Origin of the sequence: Amycolatopsis roodepoortensis, from assembly GCF_014873915.1 — a bacterium.
Taxonomy (GTDB): Bacteria; Actinomycetota; Actinomycetes; order Mycobacteriales; family Pseudonocardiaceae; genus Amycolatopsis; species Amycolatopsis roodepoortensis.
The window spans coordinates 1,036,452-1,053,685 of the sequence record NZ_JADBEJ010000001.1; the positions used below are offsets into that span (position 1 = coordinate 1,036,452).

At 69.6% G+C, this 17,234-nt stretch carries 18 protein-coding genes; 13 read left to right on the plus strand and 5 right to left on the minus strand.

Annotated features, from left to right (window positions below; translation table 11 throughout):
• Positions 1-24 precede the first annotated feature (24 nt).
• Positions 25-1,314: a 3-phosphoshikimate 1-carboxyvinyltransferase gene (aroA, locus tag H4W30_RS04960; protein ID WP_192741690.1), complete on the minus strand. Its 1,290-nt coding sequence runs from the start codon at positions 1,312-1,314 to the stop codon at positions 25-27.
• Between the two features lie 88 nt (positions 1,315-1,402).
• Between aroA and H4W30_RS04965 the strand changes: the two genes are divergently transcribed.
• Both H4W30_RS04965 and H4W30_RS04970 read left to right on the plus strand, forming a co-directional pair.
• Positions 1,403-3,103 (plus strand): CTP synthase, encoded by a 1,701-nt coding sequence (locus H4W30_RS04965; protein ID WP_126736751.1) that lies wholly within the window; start codon positions 1,403-1,405, stop codon positions 3,101-3,103.
• A complete protein-coding gene (locus H4W30_RS04970; protein ID WP_192741691.1) occupies positions 3,100-3,726 on the plus strand; it encodes an NUDIX domain-containing protein in 627 nt (208 codons plus the stop codon). Before H4W30_RS04965 ends, H4W30_RS04970 begins: the two co-directional genes overlap by 4 nt.
• A gap of 305 nt (positions 3,727-4,031) precedes the next feature.
• Here the strand turns inward: H4W30_RS04970 and H4W30_RS04975 are convergent, their stop codons facing one another.
• A complete protein-coding gene (locus H4W30_RS04975; protein WP_192741692.1) occupies positions 4,032-4,517 on the minus strand; it encodes a DUF1707 domain-containing protein in 486 nt (161 codons plus the stop codon).
• 117 nt (positions 4,518-4,634) lie between these two features.
• On the opposite strand from H4W30_RS04975, the gene xerD reads away from it, so the two are divergent.
• From xerD to H4W30_RS05010, 7 genes are all read left to right on the plus strand, one after another.
• Positions 4,635-5,537, plus strand: coding sequence for a site-specific tyrosine recombinase XerD (xerD, locus tag H4W30_RS04980; protein ID WP_192742434.1), 903 nt, complete (start codon positions 4,635-4,637; stop codon positions 5,535-5,537).
• A gap of 92 nt (positions 5,538-5,629) precedes the next feature.
• Positions 5,630-6,646: a ParA family protein gene (locus H4W30_RS04985; RefSeq protein WP_126736754.1), complete on the plus strand. Its 1,017-nt coding sequence runs from the start codon at positions 5,630-5,632 to the stop codon at positions 6,644-6,646.
• Positions 6,643-7,056: a cobyrinic acid a,c-diamide synthase gene (locus tag H4W30_RS04990; protein ID WP_192741693.1), complete on the plus strand. Its 414-nt coding sequence runs from the start codon at positions 6,643-6,645 to the stop codon at positions 7,054-7,056. The genes H4W30_RS04985 and H4W30_RS04990 overlap by 4 nt, the downstream gene beginning before the upstream one ends.
• On the plus strand, positions 7,056-7,991 hold the full coding sequence (locus H4W30_RS04995) for a segregation and condensation protein A (RefSeq protein ID WP_192741694.1): 936 nt from the start codon (positions 7,056-7,058) through the stop codon (positions 7,989-7,991). The genes H4W30_RS04990 and H4W30_RS04995 overlap by 1 nt, the downstream gene beginning before the upstream one ends.
• Complete coding sequence (gene scpB, locus H4W30_RS05000; protein WP_192741695.1) at positions 7,988-8,692, plus strand: SMC-Scp complex subunit ScpB; 705 nt, start codon at positions 7,988-7,990, stop codon at positions 8,690-8,692. Before H4W30_RS04995 ends, scpB begins: the two co-directional genes overlap by 4 nt.
• Complete coding sequence (locus tag H4W30_RS05005; RefSeq protein WP_007035528.1) at positions 8,682-9,434, plus strand: pseudouridine synthase; 753 nt, start codon at positions 8,682-8,684, stop codon at positions 9,432-9,434. Before scpB ends, H4W30_RS05005 begins: the two co-directional genes overlap by 11 nt.
• A 97-nt stretch (positions 9,435-9,531) precedes the next feature.
• Positions 9,532-11,406: a Xaa-Pro dipeptidyl-peptidase gene (locus H4W30_RS05010; protein ID WP_192742435.1), complete on the plus strand. Its 1,875-nt coding sequence runs from the start codon at positions 9,532-9,534 to the stop codon at positions 11,404-11,406.
• A gap of 55 nt (positions 11,407-11,461) precedes the next feature.
• Here H4W30_RS05010 and H4W30_RS05015 read toward each other — a convergent pair whose 3' ends face one another.
• The 3 genes from H4W30_RS05015 to H4W30_RS05025 are packed head-to-tail and all read right to left on the minus strand — an operon-like array spanning position 11,462 to position 13,555.
• The gene (locus H4W30_RS05015) at positions 11,462-12,658 is read right to left on the minus strand and encodes a cation:proton antiporter (protein ID WP_192741696.1); all 1,197 of its coding nucleotides are present in this window, start codon (positions 12,656-12,658) and stop codon (positions 11,462-11,464) included.
• 6 nt (positions 12,659-12,664) lie between these two features.
• Positions 12,665-13,147, minus strand: a complete 483-nt coding sequence (locus H4W30_RS05020; protein WP_192741697.1) for a cation:proton antiporter regulatory subunit — start codon at positions 13,145-13,147, stop codon at positions 12,665-12,667.
• Positions 13,148-13,162: 15 nt separating this feature from the next.
• A complete protein-coding gene (locus H4W30_RS05025) occupies positions 13,163-13,555 on the minus strand; it encodes a DUF4267 domain-containing protein (protein WP_192741698.1) in 393 nt (130 codons plus the stop codon).
• Between the two features lie 91 nt (positions 13,556-13,646).
• Here H4W30_RS05025 and H4W30_RS05030 point away from each other — a divergent pair, with 91 nt between their 5' ends.
• The 4 genes from H4W30_RS05030 to der all read left to right on the plus strand — a co-directional run bounded on the left by H4W30_RS05030 (position 13,647) and on the right by der (position 17,161).
• Positions 13,647-14,225: a TetR/AcrR family transcriptional regulator gene (locus H4W30_RS05030; protein WP_192741699.1), complete on the plus strand. Its 579-nt coding sequence runs from the start codon at positions 13,647-13,649 to the stop codon at positions 14,223-14,225.
• 92 nt (positions 14,226-14,317) lie between these two features.
• Positions 14,318-15,022, plus strand: coding sequence for a (d)CMP kinase (gene cmk, locus H4W30_RS05035; RefSeq protein ID WP_192742436.1), 705 nt, complete (start codon positions 14,318-14,320; stop codon positions 15,020-15,022).
• Positions 15,019-15,687, plus strand: coding sequence for a lysophospholipid acyltransferase family protein (locus H4W30_RS05040; protein ID WP_192741700.1), 669 nt, complete (start codon positions 15,019-15,021; stop codon positions 15,685-15,687). Before cmk ends, H4W30_RS05040 begins: the two co-directional genes overlap by 4 nt.
• 4 nt (positions 15,688-15,691) lie before the next feature.
• On the plus strand, positions 15,692-17,161 hold the full coding sequence (der, locus tag H4W30_RS05045) for a ribosome biogenesis GTPase Der (RefSeq protein ID WP_037348153.1): 1,470 nt from the start codon (positions 15,692-15,694) through the stop codon (positions 17,159-17,161).
• Positions 17,162-17,234 lie beyond the last annotated feature (73 nt).

The following is a 17,234-nucleotide window of genomic DNA, read 5'->3' on the forward strand; positions in this document are numbered from 1 at the left end:
GGTGGTGGTGGGGCGGGGTCCGGGCTAGGCGACGAGCATCGAGGTCCAGGCCTCGGCGAATCCGGGGAAGGTCTTCCCGACCGTCCCCGGGTTCTCCACCTCGACCCCCTCGACCTTCAGGCCGAGCACCGCGGCCGCCATCACCAGCCGGTGGTCGTCGTAGGTGCGGAACTTCCCGCCATGCAGCGGCGCCGGCGTGATCCGCAGCCCGTCCTCGGTCTCGCGGACGTCGGCGCCGAGCGACGACAGTTCGGTCGCGAGCGCGGTCAACCGGTCGGTCTCGTGGCCGCGAAGGTGCGCCACCCCGGAGATGACCGACGGTCCCTCGGCGAAGCACAGCAGTGCCGCGATCACCGGCGTCAGCTCACCGACGTCGTGCAGGTCCAGCTCGACGCCGGGGATCGTGCCGCTGCCGGTGACCGTCAGGCCCGCCGCGTCGAGTTCGGCGGTGGCACCCAGTACGGGCGCCAGGCTGCGCAGCCAGTCCCCGGGCTGCGTCGTCCGCTGCGGCCAGCCCGCGACGCGCACCGTGCCGCCGGTCGCGATCGCGGCGGCGACGAACGGCGCCGCCGTCGAGAGATCCGGCTCGACGACGTACTCGGGGCAGGAAAGCCGTGTCGGTGCGACGTGGAACTCGGCGCCCTCGCGGTCCACAGTGGCCCCGAACCGGCGGAGCATCTCGACGGTCATCGCGATATGCGGCTCGCTCGGCACCTGGCCGCCCACGAGGCGCACCGTGACACCCTGCTGGAACGACGGCCCGGCGAGCAGCAGCGCGGACAGGAACTGGCTCGACGCCGAGGCGTCCAGGTCGACCCTGCCGCCCCGCAGGCCGCCTTCGCCGTGGACGGTGAACGGCGGCGCGTCGCGGCGGTCGTCGTCGATGCGGGCGCCGAGGTCGCGCAGCGCCTTCAGCAGCGGCCCGATCGGACGGCGGCGGATGGCCTCGTCGCCGTCGAACAGTGCCGGGCCCGTGCCCAGCGCGGCGAGCGCGGGGGTGAACCGGGCGACCGTGCCCGCGTTGCCGAGTTCCACCCGGACTGTCTCGTCGGGATGGACGCGACCGGGGCCGAGCGGGTGCACGAGGTAGCCGCCGATGCTGCCCTGCGAGTGGGCGCCGAGGGCGTAGATGGCGCCGAGCATCAGGCGCGCGTCCCGGGAGTCGAGCGGGGTCCGCACCCGCGTCGGCGCGCTGGCGAGCGCGGCGAGGACGTAGGCCCGGTTGGTGATCGACTTCGAACCGGGGACACGGATGTCCGCGTCGAGCGGGCCTTCCGCGACCGGTGCGGTCCAGGTGTCGTGCGCGTCTGTCACGTCGCGAGGGTAGCGGTTTTCCACTCCATCGGACGCTTGCGGCGTGGCCGGTGAGCGCCCCGGCGGGCGTGCGATAAGGTGGAAGCCCGTGGGACTTCAGTCGCGGGCTACCAAGTATGTCTTTGTCACCGGAGGCGTTGCCTCCTCTCTGGGTAAGGGACTCACGGCTTCCAGCCTGGGTCAGCTCCTTACCGCACGTGGGCTCCGGGTCACGATGCAGAAGCTGGATCCGTACCTCAACGTCGATCCGGGCACGATGAACCCGTTCCAGCACGGTGAGGTGTTCGTCACCGACGACGGCGCCGAGACCGATCTGGACATCGGGCACTACGAGCGTTTTCTCGACCGGGCTCTCGACGGCAAGGCGAACGTCACCACCGGGCAGGTGTACTCCGAGGTCATCGCCAAGGAGCGCCGCGGTGAGTACCTCGGCGACACCGTGCAGGTCATCCCGCACATCACCGACGAGATCAAGGCGAGGATCACCGCCGCGGCGGGCGCCGACGAGGACGGGAACAGCCCGGACGTCGTGATCACCGAGGTCGGCGGCACCGTCGGCGACATCGAGTCGCTGCCGTTCCTGGAGGCCTGCCGTCAGGTCCGCCACGACGTCGGCCGCGACCAGTGCTTCTTCCTCCACGTCTCGCTGGTCCCGTACCTCGCCCCGTCGGGTGAACTGAAGACCAAGCCGACCCAGCACTCGGTCGCCGCGCTGCGCAACATCGGTATCCAGCCCGACGCGCTCGTGTGCCGCGCCGACCGCGAGCTGCCGGAGGACCTCAAGCGCAAGATCGGCTTGATGTGCGACGTCGACACCGAAGCCGTCATCGCCTGCCCCGACGCGCCGTCGATCTACGACATCCCGAAGGTGCTGCACCGTGAGGCGCTCGACGCCTACGTGGTGCGCCGTCTCGGGCTGCCGTTCCGCGACGTCGACTGGACCGTGTGGGGCGACCTGCTCGACCGCGTGCACAACCCGTCGGAGACGGTGCGGGTCGCGCTCGTCGGCAAGTACATCGACCTGCCGGACGCGTACCTGTCGGTCACCGAGGCGCTGCGCGCGGGCGGGTTCGCCCACCGCGCCAAGGTCCAGATCTCCTGGGTCCCCTCGGACTCCTGCGAGACCCCGGCCGGTGCGGCCGCGGCGCTGTCCGATGTGGACGGTGTGCTGGTGCCGGGCGGCTTCGGCGTCCGCGGTATCGAGGGCAAGGTCGGCGCCATCGCCTACGCCCGCACCCACGGCCTGCCGCTGCTGGGCCTGTGCCTCGGCCTGCAGTGCATGGTGATCGACGCGGCGCGGAACCTGGCGGGGATCAAGGACGCGAACTCGGCCGAGTTCGAGGACGGCCCGAACCCGGTCATCTCCACGATGGCCGACCAGCGCGACGTCGTCGCCGGCGAGCGCGACATGGGCGGCACGATGCGGCTCGGCGCCTACGTCGCCAAGCTCAAGCCGGGCTCGCAGGTCGCGAAGGCGTACGGCAGCACCGAGGTCTCCGAGCGGCACCGTCACCGCTACGAGGTCAACAACGCTTACCGCAAGCGCCTTTCCGACGCCGGCCTGGTGTTCTCGGGCACCTCGCCCGACGACCACCTCGTCGAGTTCGTGGAGCTGCCCGCCGACAAGCACCCGTTCTTCGTCGGCACCCAGGCGCACCCGGAGCTCAAGAGCCGCCCGACCCGCCCGCACCCGCTGTTCAGCGCGTTCGTGAAGGCCGTCGTCGACCGCAAGGTCGCCGAGCGGCTGCCGGTCGAGCTGCCCGAGGCCCCGCAGACGGTGGCCCGGTGACCGAACCCGGTAAGCACGAGTTCACCGTCGCGTCCACAAAGGACGTCCACATCGGACGTGTGGTGGGGCTGCGGGTCGACGAGGTCGTGATGCCCGGTGGCGGCACCGCCCGCCGCGAGGTCGTCGAGCACCTCGGCGCGGTCGCCGTCGTCGCGCTCGACTCGGACGGCATGGTGACGCTGATCCACCAGTACCGCCACCCGATCGGGCGGCGGCTGTGGGAACTGCCCGCGGGGCTGATCGACAAGGCGGGGGAGGACCCCGTCGAGGCGGCCAAACGCGAGCTGGTCGAGGAGGTCGGGCTCAGCGCCGAACGCTGGGAGACCCTGGTCGACGTCGCGGCGTCACCCGGCTTCACCGACGAGGTCGTCCGCGTCTACCTCGCCCGCGAGCTGTCCGAAGTGGACAGGGAGGTCCTCGGCGACGAGGAGGCGGATCTCGTCATGCGGAGGTTCCCGCTCGCCGAGGCGGTGCGGATGGCGCTGGCGGGTGAGCTGGTGAACGGGTCGACCGTCGGTGGCGTGCTCGCCGCGCACGCGGTGCTTTCGGGCGCTGCTTCGTCGCGGCCGGCGGACGCTCCTTGGGAGGACAGGCCGACGAAGTTCGCTTCGCGCGGTCTCTGACGTCCTTCGCGCTAGGAACGGTCCTTGCCTTGCGAAATTCGCAAGGCAAGGACCGTTCCTAGCATTCGGGTCGGGTGGGGTGGAGCGGCGGCGTGTCGCGAAAGCCACTTTCGGGACATCAGACGTCGCGAAAGTGGCTTTCGCGACATGCTCGCCAGGGCGGTACCGTGCCTGGCCGTGGCCGACGTTGCGAAAGCCACTTTCGCAACCTTCAACGTTGCGAAAGTGGCTTTCGCAACGTCCGGCAGCACAGGACGACATGCGGAAACGCGACGGTTGGAACCGTCCTCACCACTCACGAGGCTCTAGTCGCGGAGGCGGCGGCCCTGCGCGTCGGTGCCGCCGTTCGCCAGCAGCACGATCCCGTCGACGATCGGCCAGACCGCCCCGACGCCGCAGGTGACCAGCACGACCGCCAGCTGGCCGATGGCGAGACCGACATGGCCGGTGTAGAAGCGCCCGATCCCGAACGGCAGCACGATCTGCAGCACCCCGGCGGCGATCTTCGACTTCGGTGAGTACGGCGCGACCGCGGCGGGCTGCTGGTACACGGGCACGAACGGCGGCGGGTCGAACCGCGGCGCCAGTGCCTTCGGGTGCGGCGCGGGCAGGTCCTGGAACAGCGGCCGGAGTTCGCCGAGCGTCACGGCCTCGTACGCGGCGAGGACGCGGCCCTCGTACTCGTCCGGCGTGATCCTTCCCTGGCTGTAGTGATCGGCGAGCAGCCGTGCCGCCTCCTCGCGCTCGGCGGTGCCGACACGCATTTCGTCCGGGTCCGGTTGCTGGGACATGCTCCCAAGGTAGCCCGTTTCACACCCGCGACGTGTACGCGCGGCGATCCCCCGAACGGGTCGCGATCGTCCTAGAGTGTCCGTGTGTCACGGGCCGGCGGTACCGGAGTCGCCCAGGTGGTCGCCGCATACCTCGACCATCTGGTGGTCGAGCGCGGAACCGCGAGGAACACCCTCGACAGCTACTCCCGCGACCTGCGCCGGTACACCGCGTACCTCGGCGCCGCCGACGTCGAGCGTTTCAGCGACGTCACCTCGGCGCACATCACCTCGTTCGGCGCGGCGCTGCGCGAAGGCGACGAAGAGCATCGGCCGCTCGCCGCGTCGTCGGCCGCCCGCGCGCTGGTCGCGGTGCGGGGGCTGCACAAGTTCGCGCACGCCGACGGCATCACCGAGAACGACCCGGCCCGCGAGGTCCGTCCGCCCGCCGCGGCCAAACGACTGCCCAAGGCGCTGCCGGTGGGTGACGTGCTGAAACTGCTGGAAACCCCACCGCCCGAGGGCGAACGCCCGCTGCGGGACCGGGCGCTGCTGGAACTGCTGTACTCCACCGGCGCGCGGATCTCCGAGGCCGTCGGGCTCGACGTCGACGACATCGACGACGCCGAACGCACCGTGCTGCTCGACGGCAAGGGTGGCAAACAGCGCATCGTGCCGATCGGCCGTCCCGCGCTGGAAGCGGTGCACGCGTACCTCGTCCGCGCGCGGCCGGCGCTCGCCACCCACGGCCGGGGAACGCCGGCGATGTTCCTGAACGCCCGCGGCTCCAGGCTTTCCCGCCAGAGTGCGTGGCAGGTTCTCAAGGACACCGCGGAATCCGCGGGGATCACGGCGGGCGTCTCCCCGCACACGCTGCGCCATTCCTTCGCCACGCACCTTCTCGAAGGCGGCGCCGACGTCCGCGTCGTGCAGGAACTCCTCGGTCACGCTTCGGTGACCACCACCCAGGTGTACACGCTGGTCACGGTCAACACGCTCCGCGAGGTTTACGCCACAGCACATCCCCGCGCGCTGGGCTAATCGACCCGGTCGGTCCCGGCGTGCCTCGTTGGCTCGACTCCCGGATCGCGCATAGGCTGCCGAGGATCCTGCCGAAGAGGAGCTTTCGCGTTATGTCGACACCGAACGAGCCGGCGAAGCCGTCCGCGTCCGCCGGTTCGGCTGCCGCGAGCCTCAGCCAGGTGACCATCGCAACCCCCGCCGAACACGACGGCGACGAACCGTCGGAGGACACGATCTCTTCCCGCGGCCGCAAGGCCAAGCGCGCCAAAGAAACCAAGCAGCAAGAACTCGAGAGGGACGGGATCGGCCCCACGGGCCGTCCGTACCGCGAGATCCCCGATCCGCCGCCGCTGGACCGGCACGGTCCCGCACTGGTGATGGCCATGTGCAACCAGAAGGGCGGGGTCGGCAAGACCACCTCGACCATCAACCTCGGCGCCGCGCTGGCCGAATGCGGCCGCCGGGTGCTGCTGGTCGACTTCGATCCACAGGGCGCGCTCTCGGTCGGCCTCGGCATTCAGCCGCACGAGCTGGACCAGACGGTCTACAACGTCATCATGGAGCGCTCGGTCGCCATCACCGACGTCATCCGGAAGACCCGGGTGGACGGCGTAGACCTGCTGCCGAGCAACATCGACCTGTCCGCGGCCGAGGTCCAGTTGGTCGCAGAGGTAGGGCGCGAACACACTTTGTTACGGGTCCTTCGTCCGGTCATGAACGACTACGACTATGTTCTTGTCGACTGCCAGCCCTCGCTAGGCCTGCTGACGGTGAACGCACTGACCGCCGCGGACGGTGTGATCATCCCGCTGGAGTGCGAGTTCTTCAGTCTGCGAGGCGTAGCGCTCCTGATCGACACCATCGAGAAGGTGCAGGAACGCCTCAACCCCAAACTGGACATCACCGGGATTCTCGCCACCATGTACGACCCGAGAACCCTGCACTCGAAGGAGGTCATGGCGAGAGTGGTGGAGGCATTCGGCGACACCGTGTTCGACACGGTGATCAACCGCACCGTGCGGTTCCCCGAGACGACGGTCGCGGGCGAGCCGATCACGACCTGGGCTCCCAAATCAGCCGGCGCGGCTGCCTATCGCGCGCTGGCACGCGAGGTGATCGCTCGGTGAGCAGGCGAGCTTCCCTGCCAGGAGCGTCCGAACTCTTCAGGATCACCTCCAGCCCCGCGCTCGATCTCCCGCCCGCGCCCGAACAGCCCGCCCCCGCGAAGGGGAACGGCAACGGGAACGGTTCCGGGAACGAGCACAAGGAACGGCTGACCCGTGCCGCGCGCAGCGGGTCCGGGCGGACCAAGCACGACGCGAAGATCACCGTCTACGTCTCCGGCGACGAACTGCTGGCGATGGAGCAGGCCAGGCTGAACCTCCGGGCGAAGCACGGTCTCGTCCTCGATCGCGGCAGGCTGGTCCGCGAGGCGGTGGCCGTACTGCTGGCCGACTTCGACGCGGCGGGCGAGGACTCGGTCCTCGTCCAGCGCCTGCGGGCGGGCAGCGAGGACGGGAAAGAGACCGAGAGCTGATGGACGACCCGGCCGCGGCTGCTCCCAGCGGCTCAGAGCCGGTCGAGCGGACAGAGGCAGACGAGACCCCCGTCGTGCACGAGACCGTGCACGGCGGGATGGTCCCCGAAGGACTGGCCGGCGAAGAGCTGAGCACGTCCAAGTTCAAGGTGAACCTGTCGAACTTCCAGGGCCCCTTCGATCTGCTGCTCCAGCTGATCTCGCAGCACCAGCTCGACGTCACCGAAGTCGCGTTGCACCAGGTCACGGACGATTTCATCGCCTACACCCGTGCGCTCGGCTCGGAGTGGAACCTCGACGAGACGACCGAGTTCCTGGTCATCGCGGCGACCCTGCTCGACCTCAAGGCGGCGCGGCTGCTGCCCGCCGCCGAGGTGGAGAGCGAAGACGATCTCGCCCTGCTCGAAGCCAGGGACCTGCTGTTCGCGCGCGTGCTGCAGTACCGGGCGTACAAGCAGGTCGCGGCGCTGTTCGGTGAGCTGGAGGCCGGTGCGCTGCGGCGCTACCCACGGTCGGTCGCGCTCGAAGAGCGGTTCATGGGGCTGCTGCCCGAGGTGATGCTGGGCGTCGATCCGGCGAAGTTCGCCGAGATCGCCGTGGCCGTCTTCCGGCCGAAACCGCCGCCGCAGGTGTCGATCGCGCATATCCACATGGGCCGGGTCTCGGTGCGCGAGCACGCCGCGCTGCTGCGGCTCAAGCTGGCGGAACGCGGCGAAGCGACCTTCGGCGAGTTGGTCGACGACTGCGAGCACACCGTCGAGATCGTGGCGCGGTTCCTCGCGCTGCTGGAGCTGTACCGGGAGGCCACGGTCCAGTTCGAGCAGCTGGAGGCGCTCGCCGAACTGCACGTGCGCTGGACCGGCGGGTCTGTGGAGGAGGCATCGGTGGCGGCCGAACACGATCGCGCCGCCGCCGAGGACGAGGAGTACGGGTGAGCCCGGAGAACACCGAAGAGACCGATAAGAGCGTGGAGACGCCGGAGACCGAAGCGACCCCGGAGGCGGCCGAGGCCCCTGCCGTCGAGCCGGAGGCCGAGACGGAGCCGCCTGCCGACGAGGGGCTCGTCGCGGCGGGTGACGGCGACTATCCCGACGTCACCTCCGACGAGGCTCTCGAAGCGGCCCTGGAGGCGTTGCTCCTGGTCGTCGACTCGCCGATCAACGAGGAATCCCTCGCCGACACGGTCGGCCAGCCCGTGTCGCGGGTGACCGTGGCGCTGCGCACGATGGCGCAGAAGTTCACCGAGCGGACCAGCGGAATCGACCTGCGCCGAGTCGGCGAAGGGTGGCGGTTCTACACTAGGGACGTCTATGCCCCGTTCGTGGAGAAGCTTCTGCTCGACGGCCAGCGTTCCAAGCTGACGCGAGCCGCACTGGAGAGCCTCGCCGTGATCGCCTATCGGCAGCCGGTGACCAGGGCCAGGGTCGCCGCCGTCCGAGGGGTGAACGTGGACGGGGTGATCAGGACGCTGCTGGCGCGCGGCCTGATCGAGGAGATGGGGACCGACCCCGAAACCACAGGCACGCTGTACGTGACGACCGAGCTGTTCCTGGAGCGACTGGGCCTCTCGTCCCTGGCCGACCTTCCGCCCATCGCTCCGTTGCTACCCGAAGTGGACACCATCGATGACATCTGACCCGCATCCCGACGGCATTCGGCTGCAGAAGGTCCTTTCGCAGGCGGGCGTCGCCTCGCGGCGCGCGGCCGAGGACCTGATCGTGCGCGGTCGCGTGAGCGTGGACGGCAAGGTGGTCACCGAACTCGGCCGCCGGGTCGATCCGGACAACTCCGTGATCCATGTGGACGGCACCCGCGTCCAGGTCCGCGAGGACCTCGTCTACCTCCTGCTGAACAAGCCCAAGGGCGTGCACAGCACGATGAACGACGACCGCGGCCGCCCGTGCGTCGGCGACTACCTGCGCGGCCGGTACGAGGAGACGCCCGGCATCGTGCACGTCGGCAGGCTCGACGAGAACACCGAAGGCCTCCTGCTGCTCACCAACGACGGCGACCTCGGCCACCGGCTGATGCACCCGTCGTTCCGCGTGCTCAAGACCTACTTCGCCGAGGTCGAGGGCATCGTCCCGCGCGGGCTCGGCAAGGAACTGCGGGCGGGTTTCGAGCTGCCGGACGGCATCGTCAAGGTCGACCAGTTCCGCGTCAAGGACATGCTGGCCGGGCGCACACAGATCGAACTGGTCATCCACGAGGGCCGCAAGCACATCGTGCGGCGGCTGATGGCGGCCACCGGGCACCCGGTGCGCAAACTGGTCCGGACCGCGCTCGGCGACGTCCAGCTCGGCGCCCAGCGTTCGGGCTCGATCCGGCGGCTGAACCGCGGCGAGGTCGGTTCGCTGTACCGCGCCGTCGATCTGTAGCCAAGACTTTCCGCTCTACTGCGCGGGTGATCATCGCGTTTAGCTCTTCCTGACGGGCTTTCAGCCGACGGGGAAGGGCTCAACCGTGAGAACAGTTGTGCTGGCAGGGATCTTGGCGGTCGCCGCGGCCTGCGGTGCTGTCGCGGCGCCGCAGGCCGCGGCGAAACCGCGGGCGAGTGAACCGGTCTACGACTTCGCCAAGGCCGTCCGCGAGACGGCCTGGGTGGACATCGGGCTCGACGGGGACGGCGACGGCCGTTCGGACCGCGTCGCCGCGGACATCATCCGGCCGACGGAACCGGCGGCGCAGGGCAAGAAGGTCCCGGTCATCATGGACGCGAGCCCGTACTACTCGTGCTGCGGGCGGGGCAACGAGAGCGAGCTCAAGACCTACGACTCGGCGGGCAGGCCGGTCGGTTTCCCGCTCTTCTACGACAACTTCTTCGTCCCGCGCGGGTACGCCGTGGTCCTGGTGGATCTGGCCGGTACCAACAAGTCCCGCGGCTGCACGGACGTCGGCGGTCCCTCGGACGTCAATTCGGCGCGCAAGGTCGTCGACTGGCTGAACGGCCGCGCGAACGGCTACACGACGGCGACCGGTCCGGCCAGGAAGAACGCGACCTGGTCGTCCGGCGCGGTCGGCATGATCGGGAAGTCCTACGACGGCACGGTGGCCAACGGCGTCGCCGCGACCGGTGTCGACGGGCTCAAGACCATCGTGCCGATCGGTGCCATCAGCTCCTGGTACGACTACTACCGGTCCGACGGCGCGAACCTGCGCCAGGGGAGCCCGGCGGGTCTCGCGCAGACCGTCTCGCGACGCAACGGTGGGCAGGACTGCAGCGCGGCGAACCGGAAGCTCACCGAGGGCGCGACCTCGAACGGCGACTACAACGCGTTCTGGCTCGACCGGGACCACGTGCAGAGCGCTTCGAAGGTGAAAGCCAGCGTGCTCGCTTCGCACGGCCTCGGTGACCTCAACGTCAAAACGATCAACTTCGGGCAGTGGTGGGAAGCGCTGAACGTCGAGCGCAAGATCTGGCTGACCCAGGCAGGCCACGTCGATCCGTTCGACTACCGGCGGTCGGCGTGGGTCGACACCCTGCACAAGTGGTTCGACCACTACCTGCTCGGCGTGGACAACGGTATCGAGAAGACCCCAGGCGCGAGTGTGGAACGAGAGCCCGACGTCTGGGTGGACCAGCCGGCGTGGCCCGCGGGCAGCGCCGTCACCCTGCGCCCCGCGGCCGGGAGCACGCCGGGTGTCGGCACGCTGGGCACGTCCGTGGGGACGGGCACGGTCTCGTTCACGGACTCGTCGGGCCAGTCTTCGAACGGCTGGGCCGCGAGGCCGACGGAGACCGCGAGCGGACGCGTGCTGTTCAGCACCGGCGCGCTCGCGAAGGACCTGCACGTCTCCGGGACGGCGAAGGTGACCGTGACCGCCACGCCGTCGACGCCCACCGCGCGGCTCTCGGCGGTCCTGGTCGACTACGGCCCGGCGACGATCCGGAACTACACCGGACCGAAGGAAGGCATCAAGAACGAGCTGACCCAGTCGTGCTGGGGCGCGAGCGCGCCCGGTAACGACGCCTGCTATCTGGACACGAGCACCGACGCGGTCTCGGTGGGGCTGAACATCATCAGCCGCGGGTGGGCGGATCTGGCCAATCACCGTTCGCTGAGCCAGGAATCGCCGCTGACGCCGGGGCAGCCGTACACGATGACCTTCCGGCTGGCGAGTACGGACCACGTCGTCCCGGCGGGACACCAGCTCGCGCTGATCATCGGCGGGACGGACGGCTCGTTCATCTCGGGACCGGCGCAGTACCCGAAGATCACGGTGGATCTGGGCAAGACTTCGCTGGCTCTTCCTGTCTCCGGTGCGGGACCGTCGGCGGTTCCGGCTCCGCTTCCGGCGGCTCCGGCGCAGATCGCTCCTGCCACCGTTTCGGGGCTCGAACGCGGCTAAGCGAACTCGTGAGTGGTAAGGACGGTTAGAACCGTCCTTACCACTCACGAGCCGGCTAGCCGGTCTGGGAAGCGGCGGTCTTCGAACCGAAGGGCTTGCGCTGCAGCGCGCGGGCCACCGGTTCGACGATCCGCGCGGCCGTCGGGCCGAGGATCGCCATCAGGAGCACGTACGCCGTCGCGAGTGCGGCGAGTTCGCCGGTCACGGCGCCCGCCGCCACCGCCAGCCCGGCGATGACGATCGAGAACTCGCCTCGCGCGACCAACGCGGCCCCGGCGCGGGCCCGGCCCATCTTCCCGATGCCCTGTCTGCGCGCTGCCCACCAGCCGGTGCCGACCTTCGTGAGCGTGGTCGCGACCGCCAGGACGACCGCCCAGCCGAGCACGGGCGGGATCGACGCGGGATTCGTGTTGAGCCCGAACACGACGAAGAACACGGCGGCGAAGAGGTCCCGCAGCGGTTCGAGCATGTGCGTCGCGTTCTCCGCCGTCGAACCGGAGATCGCGATGCCGAGCAGGAACGCGCCGACCGCGGCCGAAACCTGCATCGCCGAAGCCAGGCCGGCGACCAGCAGGGCCGCGCCGAGGACCTTGAGGAGGAACACCTCGCGGTCCGGGCTGTCCACCGCCGCGGAGACGTACCGGCCGAACTTCAGCGCGATCACCAGGACGACGGTGATGACCATCAGCGAGATCCCGACCGCCTTGAGGCCGCCGAGGAAGCTGACCCCGCCGAGCACCGCGGTGAGGATCGGCAGGTACAGCGCCATCACCAGGTCCTCGAACACCAGGATCGACAGCACCACCGGGGTTTCCCGGTTACCGAGCCTGCCAAGGTCGCCGAGGACCTTGGCGATGATCCCGGACGACGAGATGTAGGTGACGCCCGCCATCACGATCGCGCCGATCGGCCCCCAGCCGAGGATGAGCGCGACGATCGCGCCCGGAGCGGCGTTGAGCACGATGTCCACGAGGCCCGCCACCCACGAGCGTTTCAGCCCGGTGAACAGCTCGGCCGCCGAGTACTCCAGGCCCAGCAGGAGCAGCAGGAGGACGACGCCGATCTCGCTGGCGAGGTGGGTGAAGTCGCCGATGTCGCCGAGCGGGATGATCCCGCCCTGCCCGAAGCACAGGCCGCCGATCAGGTACAGCGGGATCGGGGACATCCCGATCTTCCCGGCGAGGCGACCCAACGCGCCCAGCCCGAAGAAGACCGCCCCGAGTTCGATCAAGGACAGTGCGGTGTGATCCATCGGCGATCAGCCGTACTTCAAGATCTTGACGGCGGCCTCGAGACCTTCGGAGGTGCCGACCGCGACGAGGACGTCGCCCGCGGTGAGGTTGAAGTCCGGCGTGGGGGAGGGGTGGACCTGCCCGGCCCGCATCACGGCGACGACCGAGACACTCGTTCGTGACCGCATGGCCGTGTCGCCGAGCGTCCGGCCGTCGAACGGCGAGGACGCCTTGAGCGGCAGCTGCTTGGTGTTGATCCCGGGCAGATCGCGGTGCTCCTCGGTGAGCTGGGCGACCAGCTGCGGCGCGCCGAGCAGGTTCGCCAGTGCACCCGCTTCGTCGGTGGTGAGCGGAAGTGAGGCCAGGCAGGCATCGGGATCGTCCGTTTTGGACACGATCAGCTCGACGTGTCCGTCGCGATGGGTCACCACGCCCACGCGGCGGCCGTTGCGAGTGGCGAAGTCCTTGCGGACGCCTATTCCGGGGAGCGGGGTCACTTCGACGTTCACGACGTCAACAGTAACTCACCGTTCGTTTCGCTTCGGGCGGATCAGGAACAGCGCCGAGATCCCGAGCATCAGGGCACACGTCGCGCCGTGGATGCCGAGCGCGGCGCCCACGGATCCGTTGTGGGTCAACACGATCAGCATGTCGCCGAACGGGATGAACGCCATCGCGAGCATCGCCCAGCCCAGCGCGCGGGCGTTGCGGAACAGGATCAGCGCGAGCACCACGAGCGCCGTGCCGATGTCCCGGACTCCCTTGACGGCGAGGATCGGGTCGCCCTCGGACGGCATCACCGGCAGTCCGAAGCCGCCCGTCTGGGTCGCCGGGAAGAAGACGTAACCGCTCCCGAAGTAGAGGACGAAGAGCACGAGGGCGGCGGACAGGATGTAGGCGATCTTGATGCGGGTCATGGTCTCCGACTCCAAAAGCTAGCAGTGCTAGGAACGAGACGGACACTATCGCTAGCACTGCTAGCTTGTCTAGCGGTGCTAGCATAATCGTATGGTCACCAACCCTCGGCGCGAGCGGGACCGCTCGCAACGCGAACAGCTGATCGTCACCACCGCCCGCGAGATCGCCGAGGAAGAAGGCTGGGACGCGGTCACCACCCGGCGGCTGGCGGCGAAGATCGAGTACAGCCAGCCCGTGCTCTACAGCCATTTCTCCGGCAAGGGGGCGATCATGGCGGCCGCGGCGCTCGAGGGGTGCACCGAAATGGCCGCCGACATGCGGAGAGGGGCCGGGACGGCGGCGAGCTCGCGGGACGCGCTGCTGCGGCTGGCCGAGAACTACTTCGACTTCGCGGACCGCAAACCCGCGCTCTACGACGCGATCTTCACCCTCGCCAGTGAACTGAGCTTCGCCAGCCCGGACAGTCCGGCGCCGTTGAAGGACGCGTTCGGCGCGCTGTTCGAAGTCGTGGGCCCGGTCGCCGGCGAATACGACCCCGCCCTCTACACCGAGACCTTCTGGGCGGCTTTGCACGGCCTGGTCACTCTCGAACGCAGCAGGCGGCTCCCGGCGCCCGCGCGCGCGGAACGGATCGGCATGCTCGTCGACCGGTTCGCCGTGGGCGGCTGAGGCGTGTCGGGCGCCACCAGGCAGAATGGTCGTCGATCAGGTGAGCGACGAATGAGCTGAGGAGAGTTTCGGTGACGGGAGCCCTGCGTGGTGTGGTCGCGATGGACGGCCCGTCCGGAACCGGGAAATCCACGGTTTCGCGGAAGCTCGCGACGAAGCTCGGCGCCGGTTACCTCGACACCGGCGCGATGTACCGCATGGTCACCCTCGCCGTCCTGCGCGCCGGAACCGACCTGACCGACGCGGACGCGATCGCCGACGTCGCCCGGAAGGCCGAAATCGGCATCGGGACCAGCCCGGACGAAGCGACCGTGACGCTGGCGGGTGAAGACGTCGCCGCCGAGATCCGCGGCGCGGACGTCACCACCGCGGTCTCACCGGTTTCGGCCGTCCCCGCCGTCCGCGAACTGCTGGTCGCCCGGCAGCGCGAGATCATCGCCGAGGTGCTCGACCGTGTCGGCGGCATCGTGGTCGAAGGCCGCGACATCGGCACCGTGGTCTCGCCGGACGCCCCGCTCAAGATCTTCCTCACCGCGTCGGCCGAGGTCCGCGCCGCGCGCCGCAGCGCGCAGGACTCCGCGGCCGGTCGCGAATCCAGCGTGGACGTCGCGAAGGCGGCCGTGGAGCGGCGCGACCACCTGGACTCCACCCGGGCGGCGTCACCCCTGCGGGAGGCCGAAGACGCCGTCGAGGTGGACACTTCGGCGCTCAGCATCGACCAGGTGATCGTCGCGCTGGCCGAACTCGCCCTGCACCGCGGTCTTCTCGAGGGTTGCCCGGCCGAGGCGACGAGGTGAGCGCGAAAGGCCTTCCCGAGGGCGCGAGCGGCCCGATCCACACGTTCGGCCGGGGAATCGCGAAGTTCATCGTGCGGCCCGCCTTCCGGGTGCGGGTGCACGGTGCCGAGCGGGTTCCGGCGTCGGGTCCGGTGGTGTTCATCGCCAACCACAGCTCGATGGTGGAACCGCAGCTGCTCTTCGGAATGTTGCCGAGGCGCACGGCGTTCCTGGTCAAGGAGGAACTCTTCCGGGGGTTCGTCGGCTGGTTCTTCCCGAAACTGGGCCAGATCCCGGTGAAACGGGGGGCGGTGGACCGCAAGCCGCTGATGGCGGCGGTCAAGGTGCTCGAGGACGGCGGTGCGGTCGGGATCTTCCCTGAAGGCACCCGCGGCCTCGGTGACGCCGAAAACTTCGAGCGCGGCGCGGCCTTCCTGGTCCGCGCCGGGAACGCGACCGTGGTTCCGGTCGCCACTCGGGGGACGTACAAACCCGCCGGCGCCAAGAGGCGTTGGCGGCCACGCGTCGACATCATGGTCGGCGAACCTTTCACTCCCGCGATCGGGAAGGGAAGGACAGGGCTGGAGGAGGGAACCGAGCGGCTTCGCATCGCGCTCGCGGACCTCGTGAAGGCACTGGACGAATGGCGCTTGGAGCACGGGCTCCGAGACACGCGACAGGATTGAGTACATGACAGAGCTAGACGGAGTCGGCGAGATCGACGGCTCCTGGTCCGACGAATCCGAATTCACCGCGCTCGACGCGCAGATCGCCGCGGGCGAGGCCGAGGAGGAGGCGCAGCTCGCGCAGCCGGTCCTCGCCGTCGTCGGCAGGCCGAACGTCGGCAAGTCGACCCTGGTCAACCGCATCCTCGGCCGCCGTGAGGCGGTCGTGCAGGACGTCCCCGGCGTGACCAGGGACCGCGTCGCCTACGACGCCTTCTGGGCGGGCCGCCGGTTCACGCTGGTGGACACGGGCGGCTGGGAGCCGGACGCGACCGGGCTGCAGGCCTCCGTCGCCGCTCAGGCCGAGATGGCGATGGCCACCGCCGACGCGGTGCTGCTGGTCATCGACGCCAGTGTCGGCGCGACGGCCACCGACGAGGCCGTTTCCAAGGTTTTGCGCCGGTCGAAGAAGCCGGTGCTGCTCGCCGCCAACAAGGTCGACGACGACCGCCTGCTCGCCGACACCGCGTCGCTGTGGTCGCTCGGCCTCGGCGAGCCGTACCCGGTCAGCGCGCTGCACGGGCGCAGCTCGGGCGACCTGCTCGACGCCATCGTCAAGGCGCTGCCGTCGATGCCGCGTGACGGCGACCGCGCCACCACCGGCCCGCGCCGCGTCGCGCTGGTCGGCAAGCCGAACGTGGGCAAGTCCAGCCTGCTGAACAAGCTCTCCGGCGAGGAACGGTCGGTCGTGGACTCGGTCGCCGGCACCACCGTCGACCCGGTCGACTCGCTGGTCGAGCTGGACGGCGAGACCTGGCGGTTCGTCGACACGGCGGGCCTGCGCAAGCGGGTCAACTCGGCGAACGGCGCAGAGTACTACGCGTCGCTGCGGACCAAGACCGCGATCGACGCGGCCGAGGTCGCGATCGTGCTGCTGGACGCCGCCGAACCCCTTTCCGAGCAGGACCTGCGGGTGCTGACCATGGTCGTCGAGGCGGGCCGCGCCTGCGTGCTCGCCTTCAACAAGTGGGACCTCGTCGACGAGGACCGCCGTCACGCCATGGTCCGCGAACTGGATCGCGGCCTGGTGCGGGTGCCGTGGGCGGACAAGGTCAACATCTCGGCGCTCACCGGCCGTTCGGTGCGCAAGCTCGCGCCCGCGCTGCGGACCGCGCTGAAGTCGTGGGACCAGCGTGTCCCCACCGGCCAGCTGAACGGCTGGCTCGCGGACCTCATCGCCGCGACCCCGCCGCCGGTGCGCGGTGGCAAGCAGCCGAAGGTGCTTTTCGCGACCCAGGCAGGTATCCGGCCGCCGACGCTGGTCCTTTTCACCACCGGCTTCCTCGAGGCGGGCTACCGGCGGTTCATCGAACGGAAGTTCCGCGAGCGGTTCGGTTTCGAAGGCAGCCCCGTCCGGGTGAATGTCCGGGTGCGGGAAAAGAAGCAAAAGCCCAAGGCCGGTGGTAAAGCGGCGGGGAAACCGAAGACCCGCTGATTTTCTCACGATGTAGGTGAATATTTCACTGGGTGGACACGCCGATGACCTCGGGTTTCGGCGTGTCCGCCGG